Genomic DNA, 15,577 nt, shown 5'->3' on the forward strand with positions numbered 1-15,577 from the left:
ATCCGCCGCTACATCATCTGGCGAAACAAGCACGCCGCCGACGAGCACCTACGCGAAGTCGTCACCAGGGCAAACGTTGCCTGATGCGGCACTAGAAGTCGAACGTTGCCAACACCGGCGAGTGGTCGGACGGCTGGTCGTGCGGTGCGGCCGGCTGACCCGCCATGACCGTTGGCAGCTTGTCGGTGCCGGTGGACACCGTCTGGAACTTGGCCAGCAGCGAGTGGCTGATGAGGATGTGGTCGATCAGCTCGTGCTGGCCCTCGAAGACGCGGGAGAACCCGCCCTGCTCCAGGATCTTCGGGGCCAGGTTCCACAGTCGCTCGGCGTCGCCGTTGTCGGGGTGGTCGAAGCCGCCGGTGCCCATCTGGGAGCGGCGGGCCGTACAGGATCTGGGTGGTGGCGGCCTGCCACTCGTCGTTGAGGTCGCCCAGGACGATGACGTCGTGGGTGCGGCCGTCGCCCTGGAGCAGGTCGTCGGCCAGGGCACGCATGGTGACGGCTTCGGCAGTGCGGCGCAGCAGCGCGTACGCCTCGTAGCGCGCGCGTAGGCGTTCATCGGTGGTGGAGTGCTGCTTGTTCGGGAAGGTCAGCAGCTTCGACTTGAGATGGCAGACAGCCACCTGGAGGCTCTGGCCGGGGGTCGGTTCCACTCGTACGGCCAGGCCACCGCGCCCCATCTCACCGGTCGGGCTGCCGGGGATGCCGTCGTCCTCGACCTGGACGGGGTGAAGGCCGGCCGGGAAGTCCTTGCGCTGCTGGACATCCAGCAACGGGAAACGGCTGATGACGCCGACCCGGTTGCCGCGGGGGTCGGAGATGGCGGTGTGCCAAGTGCCGGGCAGCTTGGCCACCAGGTCATCCAGGGCTTCCTGACTGCCGACTTCCTGTACCCCAAGCAGGTCGGGGCTGAGCTCGGTGATGACGCCGGCCAGGGCTTCGACCTTGGCGTCGTAGGTGGCCTGGTCCTTGGCCGCGCACTTGTTGGGATCCGGGGTACTACCAGCCGGCAGGGGCCGACAGAAGTTCTCCAGGTTCCAGGTGCCAATGATCGTGCTCACGATGCTCCCGTCGTCGTTGGCCAGGCTGGGAGTCAGTCTTTCGGTGCATCCGCGCAGGACTTGAGCTCAGGGTGTTGCGCGCCCACGTGTTCACCCGAGTGCCGGTGCGGGCGGGACGTCCGGATCACTCGACGCCTCAAGGGGGTCTCGTCATTCAGGCCAGATACCACTAAGTTCAAGGCACCCGCCAGGTGATCGCGACTACGCTTCGTGGTCAAATGTTGCATAAAGCGACCATTTGCCGTATTGTTACCTTGGGTAACGTCTTGACATTTCGAGAAATGCCCGAACGCGCAACGAGGCACCCTCCGGCCGGGTGCATCACTGGCCAGGCTTCGCTAGTTTGGAGGTAAGCAGTGGTAGGTCAAGGAGAGGCTGACGAGAGCATGCCCAACTCAACCTTCGTGGGTCACGGGGCCACAGGTGGGACCCTGGAAAAGCATATTCAGGGAGAGCCGCTGTACCCGATTGCCCAAGATCTCCTTGGAATCATCATCGGGAAGTATAGCTCGATGATATGGAAGGCGGAAAATTCCGCCCCCCGTGATGAAGAGTTGATTCGGCATCACGCTGCCGCTCAAGAACCCTACTACGCTGAACTTCGCCGGTTGCGTGAGCTTGATGGCGAGGAATTGGCGGAAGCGGTGTCGCGGTACGAGTCGATCATTCGCGACCTACGGTCTGATCGTTATGAGCAGCCTAGATGAGCGAGCTTACGCTCTTTCCTCAAGCGCGAATGCGCTAGTTTTCCGCAGGCATATTGAGGCAAAGCGCCTTGTGGATGGCACGTGTCCGGAGAAACCTCGGGTGTGGTTTACCGGTGGACAGCCTGGCGCTGGTAAGAGCGTCATGGCAGGAAAGCTTGGTATCTTTGCGGGCCGAGGTTTGGAGATCAGTGCAGATGCCTTTCGAGTAGACCATCCCATGTGGGACGATTTACTGGAAGAGGATGACGAGACCGCCGCGTTCTACACCAATTGGGATGCTCGCATCTGGGTTAAAAGGGCAGCTGAACTACTCATCGAGCGCCGCTGGAACGTCATCTTGGACTCCACCCTGAGTGATCCAAATTACGCGATCGAAATGATCGCAAAGTTCAAAGATGCGGGCTATATTGCCAAAGTGTATTTTGTGGCTGCTCCCTGGGCTATAAGCCTTTGGAGTAACGTTGATCGCTATCGCCAGCTGTCCGGTGAAGATGACGATAATCCACGGCCCGCGCGCACCTGTCTGCGTGAAACTTATCGTGAAGTGTGCCAGGGAGTTCTTGAGACGGCTGAAGCGATAGACCAGCGGGCCGCTCCAGTCGACAAGGTGCGGGTTGTTCGTCGCCGCGATGGCGCTGTTTGCCATCGAAATGATGCCGACTCAAACGGCAACTGGGTCGATGACCCTTATGGTGGAACGACACTCGCACTGACGCAAGAGCAGCAGCGACGCTGGACGCACGCAGAAACAATGCAGTTCATAGCCGACTTCTCCTCGCTGCGCGCAAAAATGATAAAGCGCGGCGGAGAGAAGTGGCTCGCATGGTTCGATGATATCGAACAACTTGCTATTCCCGTGATGGCGCCAGGGCTTACTTTTCCGAGCAGGCCAGCTTCAATAGCTTCGCCAAATATCTGAGCTTCGTCTCGTGACTTTTGTCCCCTGCCAACTTGTGGTGGGGGATTTTTCGCGTTGCGGCCTTGATCGCCGAACAATTCCCCTGGTGTCAGCGTTCTCGAAGGTTCGCATGTGCCTAGTTGATGCCCAGCAAGGTCAACAATTGTGCAGTTGGCACCCGCCACGTTGAGCCGACGCGCAGCACTGGCACCGGAAACTCTCCTCGTCGGGCCAGCTCGAACGCCCTCGTCCGCCCGATGCCCAGCGCCTTGCCGGCCGTGACCAGGTCCGTGATGACCGGCAGTCGCAGTAGTTCTTCTCGGGTCATGCCGCCCATGGGGCTCACCTCATCGGTGGTGGTGCTCTGACTTCAAAGCGCGATGATGCCCCAACTTGTAACAAATGAAACGCTCTGGCATGTGAGCAGATGAAAGCGTACCGTGGATGGCTCCAGTGCGGTCGAACGAGGTGGTCCATGGAGCCCATGGCAGTACCCCTGCGGGACGTGCTGGCGGCCGGCCTGAAGGCCCTCCGGCAGGCTCGTGGCCTGCGTCAGGAGGAAGCGGCTGCTCGCATCCGGCAGCAGGGCCTCACGTCCTGGATTCGGGGCACCGTGGCGCAGGGCGAGGTCGGGGCGCGGCGGTTCTCCATCGAGGAAGTACTGGTGCTGGCCTTGGCTCTCGACGCCGCGCCGGCCGACTTCATCACTGGTGCAGATGACCGGCTCATCGAGCTGGCTCCGGGTGCCCACCTGCCGGCTGCCGCCCTGCGGGCGCTGCTGTCCGGCGACCAGCAGGCCGTGCGGCGACTGACTCCACAGCCTGTGGACAAGCCGGTTGCCGTGGTGAGCTCTGCCGAGTTGCTGGAAGCAGCCCGGCGGTCAGGGCTGGCTGACCCGGTGCTGGTCGAACGGGCCACCCTGGCCGTCAGCGATGCGGAGCGGCACGTGGCCCGCAAGGTCGGCACGTCACCGGAGTGGGTCAACCTGGTGGCGCTGGCGCGCTGGGAGCGGACCTGGTCGGAAGAGCGCGACCGGCGGCTGGCTGGTCGGGCGGCGGAGGCCACGCCACGTCAACTCCAAGCGCTCAGGGGGCACATCACCCGGGAGCTGTTGACCGAACTGGAAGACGATCTCAAAGCGGGGGCGAGTCAGGGCTCAGTGGAGCCCGAAAACAAGGCAAGGCATGAAAGGCACGACGTATAAGCGCTGCAAGTGCCCACCGCGCTACAACGAGGCGGGCAAGCGGCTGGCGTGCAGCAAGAAGCACGGCACCTGGTCCTACGTGGTCGATATCCCGCTGACGGACGTTGGCCGGAAGGAGCACGGTCGCCAGCAGCTCACCCGCGGCGGCTTCACCACCCAGCACGAGGCCACCGATGAACTTCACCAGGCTATTCGGCTGCTGGCCATCCCGGAGCTCGGCGACGATGTCGGTCGGCTCGACATCCTGACCGCCGTCCGAGCGCACTACCGCCAGTTTCAGCAGTTGCCGGACTACGCCGAGACGAAGCGCCGGTTCGGCGCGGGCCTGTCGCTGTCGTTGCGGCAGACCGTTGGGGAGTGGCTGGACGAGTGGCTGGGGAGTAAGCGCAAGCTGGCCGCCAACACCCGGCGCAGCTACGAGGGCCACATCGAGCAACGGCTCAAGCCGTACCTGGGCGACCTCGATCTGGAGAAGCTTCGCCCCAACCACATCCGCACGGCCTACGACGCCATCCTGGCGACCACGGCGGGCACAGCCCGGCCGGTGGGGCCGGCCACCTTGGCCCGCATCCACGCCACGCTGCGGGCGGCGCTGAACGACGCCAAGCGCCAGCTTCGCATCGTGGACAACCCGGCCCTGTTCGTGGAGATCGAGACCGCGCCGCGGCCGAAGCCCGTGCTGCGGACCGAGCACCGCGTTATCGCGTGGATGCCACCGGTCGCCGGCCCCGGTGGCGGTGTGGCGGCCGGAGCAGGTCGGGGCGTTTCTCGACCTTGTGGCCGCTGATCGGCTCTAGGCCTACTACCACTTGCTCGTTTTCCGCGGTCTGCGCCGAGGTGAGGGCATCGGCCTGCCGGGGGCTGATGTGGACCTGGATGCCAGAGCTCTGGCTGTGGAGTGGCAGATCATTCAGGTTGGCTGGGCCACGGCCGTCACGGCTCGACTCGGTGACGGTCGACGTTCTCCGGACGCACCGCCCCCGGCAAGCGGCCGAACGGCTGGCGCTGGGGCCGGCTTGGAGTGACACGATCCACGTGTTCACCACCGAGGACGGCAAGCCGCTGCACCCTGACTACGTAAGCCGGCACTTCGTCCGGATGGTCAAGCGGGCCAACACCCTGCGTGTCGGCGACCGGGGTCCGGCTGTGGCCGATGTGCAGCGGGCGCTCGGCTTCACTGAATCCGGCCGTTTTGGCGACGAGCTGCGTCGGGCGGTGTGGCGACTTCCAGCGCGAGCGCGGGCTCGTAGCCAATGGCATCGTCGACCCGCACACCTGGACCTACTCGCCCCGGGGCGAGCCGGCTGCGGCTGTGCCCGCATCTGGGCTACCTGCCGCCCCTCCGGCTGCACGGCCTGCGGTACAGCGCGACTTCGCTGGCGCTGGCCGCTGGAGGGGGGCGTGAAGGTCATCTCAGCGATGCTGCGGCCCTGACCATCCAGATCACGGCGGACGCCTACACCTCGGTGATGCCGGAAGTCGTGCAACAGAACGCCGAGGCCGCTGCCCAGCTGGTGCCCAGCCGAGGCCCGCGCGGCCGGACGACGGCGCCGTTAGCCGCTGGCTGGCACCCAGCCCAGAAGCGCCACCTGGGCGTCCTTCCCGGAGGAAGGACGCCCAGGTCAGGCGATTGCCTCGCTGCGCGCCGGCAGGGACTGGAAGCCCGGACGAGTCGCTGCGCTGCCGCTTGCCGGTGCGCTGGTCAGGTGATGGGCTCGGGAGCCGGGACCGGTCCCGGGAGGGGCCCGGGCTGCGGGCCGGGCTCGGGCCGGGGAGCCGGGGGTGGCAGGGGATCGGGCTCGGGCTGCGGCGGCGCGGGTGGCACCGGGTCCGGGCCACCCGGCGCGGGCACCGGTCCGGGTGGGGTGCCGGGTTCCGGCCCGCCGGGGCCGGGCGCCGGGGTCGGGTTGGGTGGCACGGGGTCGTTCGGAGGCGTACCCATCGGTCGGTCCTTTCCGAGAGGCGGGGTCACCGGTTGGCGGTGGCGGCACTGATGTCGGCGAGGGCGGAGTCGCTGTCCCGTTCGATGGCCAGGTCGCCGATCGTCACGATTCCGACCAGCCGGCCGTCCTCGGTGACGGGCAGGCGGCGCAGCGCGTGCGCACGCATCAGCTCGGCAGCCATGGTGAGGCTGTCGCCGGGGCCGACGGTGACGAGGTCGGGGCTGCGGACGGCGTGGACGGTCGTCTCGTTCGGGTCCCTGCCCTCGGCGAGGCCGCGCACGACCAGGTCGCGGTCGGTGACGACGCCGTCGAGCCGTTCGCCGTCGACGATGAGAACGTCGCCGATGTCGGCGTCGCGCATCCGCCGTGCCGCCTCGGTCAGGGAGGTGAGCGGCCCGACCGTGACCGGGTACTGGGTCATGACGTCCTGGATCCGCTCGGTCATGGTGATCACCTCAGGTCTTCAGGTACGGCTGGGAGCTTCTCCCGATCGGCTACCCGGTCCGGAGAACGGCAACCGGGCGCCTTCGGCTCCCTACGTCGGACCATCGAGCCCGCGTACGAGGTCCCCTGGCATCCACCGGTCCCAGCCCCCCGGGACCAGGCCGAGCCGGTCGACTCAGGTCAGCTGGTCGATGACGGCGAGGCCGGTCCGCTGCAGTGCCTCGTCGCTCTCGATGCTCCCGAAGGAGCCGCCGCTGCGGCGGGCCCGGGCGAGTTCCGCGCGGATCCGGGGAAGGGCGGGCGCGGCGGCGGGGCCCATTCGCCGCAGGCACTCCAGTACGTGGTGGGCGGTCGAGTCGTTGTTGTCCCAGACCTCCAGCAGCACCGGCAGGACGATCCCTGCCTCGGCCGGGCCGCCGATGTCGAAGATCGCGGCGGCGGCGTGCAGCCGGGTCCCGTCGTGGCCGGCTCGGAGGATCTGCCGCAGGCGGGGCAGGGCCGCGGCCGCCGGCGCTCCGATCCGGCCGAGGACGTCGGCCGCGTCCTGCTGCTTGTGCGTGTCGAGCAGGGCGGTCAGCCGCGGCACGGAATCCGCGGGGTCGCGTTCGAGGGCCCACAGGGCTTCTGCCGCGGCGAGGCGCAGGTCCAGGTCCTCGGCGTCGGCGAGTGGCCGGACGGTCTCCAGGGCGGAGGTGGCGTCGGTGCCGAAGCGGGCCAGCGCGGAGAGGGCCGCGGCCGCACCGCGCCACTGCTCCTGCCGGACGGCTGTGGTGAGGGCGGTGGTGAGTGCGGGTACGGCCGCCGGGTCGCCGAGCCGGCGCAGGGCGGCGACCAGCGCGCAGGCGTCCGACCAGTACCAGTCCTGGGAGAAGTCCGCGTCGGCCAGGCGCCGGGACAGCCGAGGCAGGAGCTCCCCGGAGGCCTGGGGGAGGCGGCCGGCGACCTGCACCGCGCGCCAGGTGTCGGCGTCGGTGTCCAGCGCCGCCAACAGCGCGGGCAGGGCACGCTCGTCGCCGAGGCGGGCCAGTGCCGTGACCGCCTCCTGGTGGGCCCGGCGCAGCAGGGGGTGCGGCGTGGCCCACACCGTCGGCCCATGGGCGGCGCGGTGGGTTTCGACGAGGGCGGCGAGGGCGTCGCGGGCGGGTTCGGCGAGGGCGGCGGGGAGTCGGCCGAGGGTCTCGGCCGCTTCGGCGGCGGTGTACGGGTCCTGGGGCAGCAGGCAGTCGGCGAGCAGCCGGACGAGGGCGGAGTGGTCGCCGCGCCAGGAGCCGATCAGGGCCTTGGCCATCTTGATGGCGTCGTACCGGGTGGCCCGGTCCGGACTGCGGAGTTGGGCGGTGATCAGGGCGGTGCGCTCGGGCAGTCGCGTGTCCAGGACCTGGTGAAGGGTGGTCAGCAGCTCGGTGGTCGGGGCGTGCACACGGCCGTGCCGGTCGAGGTCGGCGAAGACCGCGGCGAGCTGTGGCGGGACACCCTGGTTCGGCGCCGGTGCGGCGGCGACGTCCGCGCAGGTACACCGCCCGCAGTCGGCCGGCCGGGCGTCGTCATCGCCCTCGTCCTCGCCCTCGTCCTCGTCCTCGCCCTGGGGCTCGGGCTCGGCCGTGAGCTGCTGGAGCAGGTCGATCGCCGTCGGGACGAGGCCGTCGTCGATCGCCTCCGGTGCGCAGGCGGCCCGGTGGACGAGGGCGGCGAGCCGGATGTCGGCGTCCAGCGCCGGGTCCGTGGCCAGGGTGGCGAGCCAGGTCGTCACCGGGCCGAGCGCGGCCGGCAGTCGCCGGGTCAGTGTCGCGGCCGTCTCGATGACCAGGAGCCGCTCCACAGTGCCGCTCTCGGCGGCCAGCCGCTCACGCAGCAGGGCGAACGCCCGGTCGGCGTCATCGAGGAACAGTCCCAGGGCCGGGACAGCGGCCCGCCGCACCTGCGGGTCCGGGTCCGTCGCGTGCCGGACGAAGTCCTCGACACGCTCACGCATCAAGGGAACGACATCCGCATGGGGCGTCGACGCGTGGCCGGACGGGCTGTAGTAGACGCCGTCGGGGGCGCAGTCCAGCGCCGCGCCGCCGATGCTGAGCAGGAGCCGGATGACAGGTGCGCGGTCGGGGACCTGGGGGTCGTCGGCGAGCGCGAGGAGGAACGGCAGGCTCGCTGCCGTGCACGAGTAGACGTCGCCCTGGTGGTGGGCCGCGCTGTAGAAGCTGCTGAAGGCCCGTTCCCGGACGTCGGGGTCGGGCGAGGCCATCTGCTCCAGCCACAGCGGGACTTCGTGGGCCGGGCCGTAGGCGTGGCCCATGGACGACCAGTCGACGAGGTCGACGCCCTCAAGATGGTTGATCACGGGTCGCACAGTGACACGAGGCACTGACACTGCCGCCAGTGCCCAGCGGGCCGCTGGGCAGCGCTTCCCTACGCCGCCCTCGACGCCGCCCACGGCGACCAGCTCGCGGGCGAGCAGCCCGGGGCGACCGGGGCGGGCGGCAGATCGCGGGTGAGGGCGCGGGCCTACGCCGAGCAGGGAGGCGGTCCTGCTCGTGGGGGACGCCGAAACGATCGGGGCGGCCCGTGCCTGGCACGAAGCCGTGTGGAACCTGGAGTTGTACGCGCGGGGCCTGAGGGAGGATCCCGCCGGGTGGTCACGGGCGGAACGCCAGATCAGTCAGGCACGGGACAGGTTCTACGCCTGTGCGCGACGCGACCTCGGGATCGCGGGGCCACCCCCGCCGTCGGGTGGTTGGCCCCGGGTGTGGCAGCAGCAGGACCTCAACTGACCTTCCTGCGGGAGGTGGTAGCGCTCAACGGACTCGCGGGCCCCGGTCCGCCGTAGGACTTCAGGACCGCCCGGGCCGCTTCGCGGAGCCGGACGAACGCCTCGGGGCCGTCCGCGCGCGGGCGGCGGCCGACGAGGCCGAGGCGAGGACCAGGAAGCTGCTCAACGCGTAGAACAGCGTCGGGCCGGCGCTGAAGATCCGGAGTTGGCTCTTCAGTGCCGCGTGGTAAGCGGGTTCGGTGAGGTCGACCCTGCTGCTGTGCTGCGGCTGGCTCGACGTGTCCCAGTACGTGTAGTAGTAGCCCGACGCATCCGCCCGCACATCCTCGGCCGCGCCGGCACCGGTCGCGAAGCCGAGCGCGGACGCGGCGATGACGAGTGCGTACGTGAGTTTCAAGACGGGCGGCAGCGCCAGGACGTACCGGATGAACCGGTCGCCATTGCCACGCCCGAGCAGCAGCCAGGCCGGGCGTAGGGCACGGAAGAGCGCGACGGCGAGGACCGGGAACAACGCGATGAGCAGACCCATCACGAGCCACTTCGGTACGGTGTAGCCGCCGGGTAGCCAGGTCGAGGCCATGCACAGCATATCGGCCCCGCCGAGCACCAGCGCCAGCACGAAGTGCGCTCTGTAGCCGCCTCGCAGTTCCCCCATGCCGAACTCCCTCCCCCGAAATCCGATGATCGCGAGCACTGTAGCGCGCGGTGGTGCGGCGAGCCCCCACGTCGGGTGGGGCTTCTCGGCCAGAACGTCGGCCACGCCGGATGGGCCACGCCGGGCGAGGCGGTGGGCGCACCGGAGCCGGACCGGCATCTGCTACTTCGCGCACGGGTCGTCGCCTCGGCCGCTGAGACGCACAGGCTTTGACGGTTGCTCCCCCTGTGACCCGCACACGCGGACTGCTCGGGCGTCAATGCCGGCCCGCGCGTCGGTGGCGGGCCGGCGCCGGTTTCCCGGCCGGGTGGGCCGTTCAGGCGAGGGGGTCGGGGGCGAGTTCGATCACCTCGGCGGGGCCGGCGCGGAAGGCGGGGCTGGCGGCGTCGGCCTCGATCATGTGCGGGGTGACGTCGTGAGCGGCGAGCGCGGAGCGCGATGCCCAGTGCTCGACGAGGACGAAGCGGTCGGGATCGCCCTCGACCTGATGCAGGTCGTACTGCAGGCATCCGTCTTCGGCGCGCACGACCGGCGCGAGCCGCTCGTAGGCGGCTATCTGCTCCTGGCCGCGGCCGGGCAGGGTGGTGATCAGGACGAGGAGTCGTACGGGCTGTGACATGCGGCGAAGCCTAGATCCACCGGCCCCGGGCGCGAAACGGCATTTCCCGGCGGCGGGTCGCCGCCGCGCCCGGGCCCGGGCGGGGATCGGCGGGCTCCCGGTCTTGCCGTCCGTCGTGGCCGAGGGGCGCTTGCGGTGCGGGCGACTCCCGGGGCGAAGCGCCGGGCGAGCAGCGGCATCAGCCCTGCTGATGCGCAGTGAAGCAGACCGCGTTGGACGTGAGCGCGGCCGCGGCTCCAGGATGGCCGGATGACCGTTTCCTCTGCCATCGCCTCCTTCGCCGTCGTGGCGGGCATGCTGACCGTCATGCCGGGGCTGGACACCGCTCTGGTGCTCCGCTCCGCCATCACCTTGGGGAGGCGCCGGGCCTTCGCGACGGCGCTGGGGATCCTCAGCGGCGTGCTCGTGTGGGGCGTGGCCGCCGCGGTCGGTGCCGCGGCGGTGCTCACGGCCTCCCGTCTGCTGTACGACGCGCTGCGCGTGGCCGGGGCCGGGTACCTGGTGTGGCTGGGGATCGGCATGCTCCGCCGGACGCTCGAGGAGCGCGGCCGGCCCGTGTCGGGGGACGCGGCGGACGGAGCGGGAGCCACGACCGCGGAGGCGACGTGGGCACGGTCCTGGGCGCGCGGGCTGGGCACCAGCCTGCTGAACCCCAAGAACGGTGTCTTCTACATGGCGATGCTGCCGCAGTTCATCCCCGGCGGCGTCCCGCATCTGCCGATGGGGGTCGTCCTGGCGGCCGTGCACGACGTGGAGGGGCTGGTGTGGTTCAGCGCGCTGATCTTCGGCACCCAGCTCGTCCGCCGGTGGCTGAACCGCGGTTCGGTGCAGCGGGGCATCGACGCGATCACCGGCTCGGTGCTCGTCGGCTTCGGCGTCAAGCTGGCACTCGGGGACAACTGACCCACCACGCTGGCGTGTTCCGCCGTCTCCAGCCCGGCCTCGTCGTGGCGTCGCGGGCCGGACGCGGCGCGGTGACGGGTACGCCCGTCGGGCCGGATGCGGCGCGGTGACGGGTACGCCCGTCGGGCCGGACGTCCCCGGCGGTCAGCCGGATCTGCCCCTGGCAGGCGGGCTCGAGACTCGGCGGAGCCTGTGGATGCCCGTCGGCTGCCGCGGTCGGAACCGGGGCGGCCGACGGGTGGGTGTCAGGCGTGGTCGAGGTCGCGGGCGAGGTATTCCGCGGTGTAGGAGCCGGGGGCTTTCAGGAGGTCGGTGGGGGTGCCCTGGAAGAGGACGTGGCCGCCGCCGCTGCCGCCCTCGGGGCCGAGGTCGATGATCCAGTCGGCGGAGCGGATGACGTCGAGGTTGTGCTCGATGACGATCACCGTGTTGCCCTGGTCCACGAGCCGATCGACGATGCCGAGCAGACGGTGGGTGTCGGACATGTGCAGACCGGTGGTGGGCTCGTCCATCACGTAGACACTGCCGACCCGGTGCAGGTCCGAGGCGAGCTTGAGCCGCTGGCACTCGCCGCCGGAGAGGGTGCTGAGCGGCTGGCCGAGGCGGACGTAGTCCAGGCCGACCTCGTCGAGGGCCCGCAGCACGTGACGCAGCTTCGGCTCGGTGAAGAACTCCACCGCCTCGGCCACCGTCAGGTCGAGCACGTCGCTGATCGACCGGCCGCGCAGACGGAAGTCGAGGACGTCCCGGGAGAACCGGCGTCCCTCGCAGGCCTCGCACACGGACTTCAGCGCCTCCATGAACGCGAGGTCGGTGTAGATCAGGCCGAGCCCCTGGCAGTTCTGGCAGGCGCCCTTGGAGTTGGCACTGAAGAGTGAGGCGCTGACGCCGTTGGCCTTGGCGAACAGCTTGCGGATGCCGTCCAGCAGTCCGGTGTAGGTGGCGGTGTTGGAGCGCCGGCCGCCCGCGACGGGTGACTGGTCGATCACGATCGCCTCCGGGTAGCGGCTCAGGAACTCGTCGTTGACCAGCGAGCTCTTGCCGGAGCCGGCCACGCCGGTGACCACGGTCAGCACCCCGGTGGGAAAGTCGACGCTGACGTCCTTGAGGTTGTTGCTGCGCGCGCCGCTGACGGTGAGGGTTCCGGTGGGGCGGCGGGGCTCGGTCCGCAGCGGCAGGCGTCGCCGCAGGAAGGCGCCGGTGAGGGTGTCGGCCTCGGCGAGTTCGGCGAAGCTCCCCTCGAAGACCACTTCGCCGCCGAGGGCACCGGCCTTCGGGCCCATGTCCACCACGTGGTCGGCGATGGCCATCACGTCCGGGTCGTGCTCGACCACCAGCACGGTGTTGCCCTTGTCCCGCAGCCGGACCAACAAGTCCTTGAGCCGGTGGACGTCCCGTGGGTGCAGGCCGACGCTCGGCTCGTCGAAGACGTACATCATCTCGGTGAGACTGCTGCCGAGATGGCGGACCGTCTTGATCCGTTGGGACTCCCCGCCGGAGAGCGTGCGGGTCTCCCGGTCCGGGCTCAGGTAGCCGAGGCCGATGTCGACCAGGTGCAGGAGGCGGGCCACCAGGTCGTTCAGGACGGGCTTGACGTGGGGCAGGTCCAGGGCGGCCAGGGTCGCCGCCAAGTGCTCGGCCTCCATCGCGCTGAGGTCGGCGATGGGGTACCCGGCGATGCGGACGGCCCGGGCGGCGGGCGCGAGGCGGGTGCCGCCGCAGTCCCGGCAGGGGGCGGAGCTCACGTACCGCAGGAGGACCTGGCGGCTGCGCTCCGACATGTCCTCCTTCTTGAGGTAGACCCGGGTGAACTTGTCGACCAGGCCCTCGTACGTGACGTTCAGCGTGTTGCCCTGCCACACCAGCTTCAGCTTCCGCGGGAGTTCGCCGTGCAGCAGCGACTGCCACTGGTCCTCGGTGAACTCGGCGAGCGGCTGGTCCGGGTCGAACAGGCCCGAGACGACGTAACTCAGCCAGTACCAGCTGTCGGTGGAGAAGTCGGGGTGCAGCAACGCGCCCCCGTTGAGTGACCTGCTCCGGTCGAGGAACTTGTCCAGGTCGAGCCGGACGACGGTGCCCAGGCCCTGGCAGGCCGGGCACATGCCCCGGGGGTCGTTGAACGAGAAGGCGCTCGGCGGCAGGCCGGCCGGGTCGCCCGCGCGGGAGAACAGCAGCCGCAGCAGCGGGTTGAGGTCGGTGACCGTGCCGACGGTGGAGCGTGGGTTGCCGCCCAGGCGCTTCTGGTCGATGACGACCGCGGCGGAGATGTTCTCGATGGTGTCCAGCTCCGGACGACCGTGGTCGGGCAGGAAGTTGCGGACGAAGGCGGTGAAGGTCTCGTTCAGCTGACGCTGCGCCTCGGCCGCGATGGTGTCGAACACCAGGGAGGACTTGCCGGAGCCGGAGACACCGGTGAAGACCGTGAGGCACCGCTTCGGGATGCGCACCGAGACGTTCTTGAGGTTGTTCTCCCGCGCACCGGCCACCTCGATGTACTCGGTGGCCACTAGGCGTTCTCCTTCCGGAACGTCCGGGTGCCCCAGAACAGGGCCAGCGCGGCCATGCCCACCAGGGCGAGCGAGCCGGCCAGCAGGTCGGTTGATCCCACGTCCCCCCGGAACGCGGCGCGTTCGCCGTCGACCACGTAGGTCAGCGGGTTGAGCCGGGCCAGGTGGTAGAGCCACCCGGGGGCGAGCTGTTCGGTGACCGGCAGCAGCACGCCGGAGAGCAGCAGCAGCGGCAGCAGCACGGCGTTCAGCAGCGGTGGGAAGGCCGCCTCGCTCTTGAGCAGCAGCGCCAACGCGTACGAGGCCGAGGAGAGCGTGACGGCCAGCACCGCCGCGAGCAGGAGGCTCAGCAGCATGCCGCCCGCCGGTGCGTCGAGGCCGAAGACGAGCATCGTCACCAGCACGATCAGCACGGCCTGCGCCGCGGCCTGGACGGCCTGGGCCAGCACCTTCCCGAGCAGCAGGGCGGATCGGCTGGCCGGGGTGCCGCGGAACCGGTCGACCACGCCGGTCCGGTACTCGCTGAGCAACCCGACGCCGGCGAACGCACCGCTGAACAGGGCCGTCTGCACGATGAGCGCGGGGGTCAGCACCACCCACGCGTCGCCGGGCGGGAAGCCGGGGGTGTGCTCGACGGTCGTCACCATCAGCGGTCCGAAGAGGAACAGGTAGAGCAGCGGCTGCATGATCCCGATGATCAGCCAGGTGGGATTGCGCAGCGACAGCGTCATGTCGCGGTGGAAGATGAGCCAGGTGTCACGCAGCATGAGCGGCCTCCACGGCCGGGGGGACGGCCTCGTCGTCGCGCAGGGAGCGGCCGGTGAGGCTGAGGAAGACGTCGTCGAGGGTGGGGCGGTTGACCGTCACCGAGGTCATCGCGATCTGCCGGCCGTCCAGGGCGCGGAGCAGCTCGGGCAGTGCGGCGTCGCCGCGCGGGACCCGGAACCGCACCGTGTCGGCCACCACGGTGATCTCGTGCGCGCCGGGCAGCCGCCGGGCGATGTCGGCGGTCTCGGCGGCCCGGTCGGCGACGCCGACGGTCACCGAGTCGCCGGCGACCTGGGCCTTGAGCTCGTCGGGCGTCCCGGTGGCCACGATCCTGCCGTGGTCGGTCACCAGGATCCGGTCGCAGAGGGCGTCGGCCTCGTCGAGGTAGTGGGTGGTGAGGAAGACCGTCACTCCCCGTTCGGCGCGCAGCCGGCGGACGTGGTCCCACAGGTTGGCCCGGCTCTGCGGGTCCAGACCGGTGGTGGGCTCGTCCAGGAAGAAGAGGGCCGGCTCGTGCACCAGGCCGAGCGCGATGTCGAGCCGGCGGCGCTGGCCGCCGGAGAGCGTCTTGGTGGGGCGCTGGTCCAGGCCGGCCAGGTCGAGCTGTTCAGCGAGCAGCGCTCCGCGCCGCCGGGCCTCGGCCGGCGGCAGCCCGTACAGCCGGGCCTGGAGCTCGATCTCCTCACCGACCCTGGACTCCGGCCAGGTGGAGCCGCCCTGGGCGACGTAGCCGATCCGGCGGCGGACACCCTCCGGGTCGGTCAGCAGGTCGCACCCGCCGATGGTGGCGCTGCCCCCGGTGGGGCGCAGCAGGGTGGTGAGCATGCGTAAGGTGGTGGTCTTGCCGGCCCCGTTGGGACCCAGGAACCCGACCAGTTCCCCGGCGGCCACGTCGAAGTCGATGCCCCGCACCGCATCGACGGTCTGCTTGCGGACTGTGAACTGCCGGGCCAGGCCGCGCACTGTGATCACGGATTCTCCTCGCGTGCGTATCGCTGTTCGGGCGCCGGGCCGGGCGGGGGGGGGGGCGGGGGGTGGTGTGGGGGGGGGCGGCGCGGGCGGCCGCGCCGCCCCGCCCCCCGCGACGGTGCTGAGCTTCGTCGC

General features: G+C 70.0%; 14 protein-coding genes and 2 pseudogenes. 6 read left to right on the forward strand and 10 right to left on the reverse strand.

Going from position 1 to position 15,577, the window contains the following annotated elements:
• Positions 1-84, forward strand: a pseudogene (locus ACFVHB_RS38565) (transposase); the annotation flags it as partial.
• Positions 85-91: 7 nt separating this feature from the next.
• Here ACFVHB_RS38565 and ACFVHB_RS38570 read toward each other — a convergent pair.
• Complete coding sequence (locus ACFVHB_RS38570) at positions 92-367, reverse strand: hypothetical protein (RefSeq protein ID WP_380332306.1); 276 nt, start codon at positions 365-367, stop codon at positions 92-94.
• A 76-nt stretch (positions 368-443) separates the two neighbouring features.
• Positions 444-1,061 (reverse strand): annotated as a pseudogene (locus tag ACFVHB_RS38575) (endonuclease/exonuclease/phosphatase family protein); the annotation flags it as partial.
• 386 nt (positions 1,062-1,447) lie between these two features.
• On the opposite strand from ACFVHB_RS38575, the gene ACFVHB_RS38580 reads away from it, so the two are divergent.
• Together ACFVHB_RS38580 and ACFVHB_RS38585 are read left to right on the forward strand one after the other, a co-directional pair.
• Positions 1,448-1,768, forward strand: a complete 321-nt coding sequence (locus tag ACFVHB_RS38580) for a hypothetical protein (protein WP_380332268.1) — start codon at positions 1,448-1,450, stop codon at positions 1,766-1,768.
• Positions 1,752-2,687 carry a zeta toxin family protein gene (locus tag ACFVHB_RS38585; protein ID WP_380332271.1) on the forward strand — a complete coding sequence of 312 codons (936 nt, stop codon included), beginning with the start codon at positions 1,752-1,754 and terminating at the stop codon, positions 2,685-2,687. Before ACFVHB_RS38580 ends, ACFVHB_RS38585 begins: the two co-directional genes overlap by 17 nt.
• Positions 2,688-2,802: 115 nt before the next feature.
• On the opposite strand, the gene ACFVHB_RS38590 is transcribed toward ACFVHB_RS38585, so the two are convergent.
• On the reverse strand, positions 2,803-2,994 hold the full coding sequence (locus ACFVHB_RS38590) for a hypothetical protein (RefSeq protein WP_380332303.1): 192 nt from the start codon (positions 2,992-2,994) through the stop codon (positions 2,803-2,805).
• A 156-nt stretch (positions 2,995-3,150) separates the two neighbouring features.
• Here ACFVHB_RS38590 and ACFVHB_RS38595 point away from each other — a divergent pair, with 156 nt between their 5' ends.
• Both ACFVHB_RS38595 and ACFVHB_RS38600 read left to right on the forward strand, forming a co-directional pair.
• Positions 3,151-3,870, forward strand: coding sequence for a hypothetical protein (locus ACFVHB_RS38595; RefSeq protein ID WP_380332274.1), 720 nt, complete (start codon positions 3,151-3,153; stop codon positions 3,868-3,870).
• Positions 3,851-4,657 (forward strand): hypothetical protein, encoded by an 807-nt coding sequence (locus tag ACFVHB_RS38600; protein ID WP_380332277.1) that lies wholly within the window; start codon positions 3,851-3,853, stop codon positions 4,655-4,657. Before ACFVHB_RS38595 ends, ACFVHB_RS38600 begins: the two co-directional genes overlap by 20 nt.
• 1,181 nt (positions 4,658-5,838) lie before the next feature.
• On the opposite strand, the gene ACFVHB_RS38605 is transcribed toward ACFVHB_RS38600, so the two are convergent.
• The 4 genes from ACFVHB_RS38605 to ACFVHB_RS38620 form a co-directional block, all read right to left on the reverse strand.
• A complete protein-coding gene (locus ACFVHB_RS38605; RefSeq protein WP_380332280.1) occupies positions 5,839-6,258 on the reverse strand; it encodes a CBS domain-containing protein in 420 nt (139 codons plus the stop codon).
• Positions 6,259-6,432: 174 nt separating this feature from the next.
• Entirely contained in the window at positions 6,433-8,592 is a 2,160-nt protein-coding gene (locus ACFVHB_RS38610) for a HEAT repeat domain-containing protein (RefSeq protein WP_380332283.1), read from the reverse strand.
• Between the two features lie 490 nt (positions 8,593-9,082).
• The gene (locus ACFVHB_RS38615) at positions 9,083-9,781 is read right to left on the reverse strand and encodes a hypothetical protein (RefSeq protein ID WP_380332286.1); all 699 of its coding nucleotides are present in this window, start codon (positions 9,779-9,781) and stop codon (positions 9,083-9,085) included.
• Between the two features lie 211 nt (positions 9,782-9,992).
• The gene (locus ACFVHB_RS38620; RefSeq protein WP_380332289.1) at positions 9,993-10,295 is read right to left on the reverse strand and encodes a putative quinol monooxygenase; all 303 of its coding nucleotides are present in this window, start codon (positions 10,293-10,295) and stop codon (positions 9,993-9,995) included.
• Between the two features lie 249 nt (positions 10,296-10,544).
• Here ACFVHB_RS38620 and ACFVHB_RS38625 point away from each other — a divergent pair, with 249 nt between their 5' ends.
• The gene (locus tag ACFVHB_RS38625; protein ID WP_380332292.1) at positions 10,545-11,198 is read left to right on the forward strand and encodes a LysE family translocator; all 654 of its coding nucleotides are present in this window, start codon (positions 10,545-10,547) and stop codon (positions 11,196-11,198) included.
• Positions 11,199-11,443: 245 nt separating this feature from the next.
• Here the strand turns inward: ACFVHB_RS38625 and ACFVHB_RS38630 are convergent, their stop codons facing one another.
• From ACFVHB_RS38630 to ACFVHB_RS38640, 3 genes are read right to left on the reverse strand one after another with little or no spacing between them, the layout of a single operon-like run.
• Entirely contained in the window at positions 11,444-13,705 is a 2,262-nt protein-coding gene (locus ACFVHB_RS38630; protein WP_380332295.1) for an ATP-binding cassette domain-containing protein, read from the reverse strand.
• The gene (locus ACFVHB_RS38635; RefSeq protein WP_380332298.1) at positions 13,705-14,472 is read right to left on the reverse strand and encodes an ABC transporter permease; all 768 of its coding nucleotides are present in this window, start codon (positions 14,470-14,472) and stop codon (positions 13,705-13,707) included. Before ACFVHB_RS38635 ends, ACFVHB_RS38630 begins: the two co-directional genes overlap by 1 nt.
• A complete protein-coding gene (locus tag ACFVHB_RS38640) occupies positions 14,462-15,445 on the reverse strand; it encodes an ATP-binding cassette domain-containing protein (protein WP_380332300.1) in 984 nt (327 codons plus the stop codon). The genes ACFVHB_RS38635 and ACFVHB_RS38640 overlap by 11 nt, the downstream gene beginning before the upstream one ends.
• Positions 15,446-15,577 lie beyond the last annotated feature (132 nt).

The sequence above is a fragment of the Kitasatospora sp. NPDC127111 genome (assembly GCF_042677465.1).
GTDB lineage: Bacteria > Actinomycetota > Actinomycetes > Streptomycetales > Streptomycetaceae > Kitasatospora.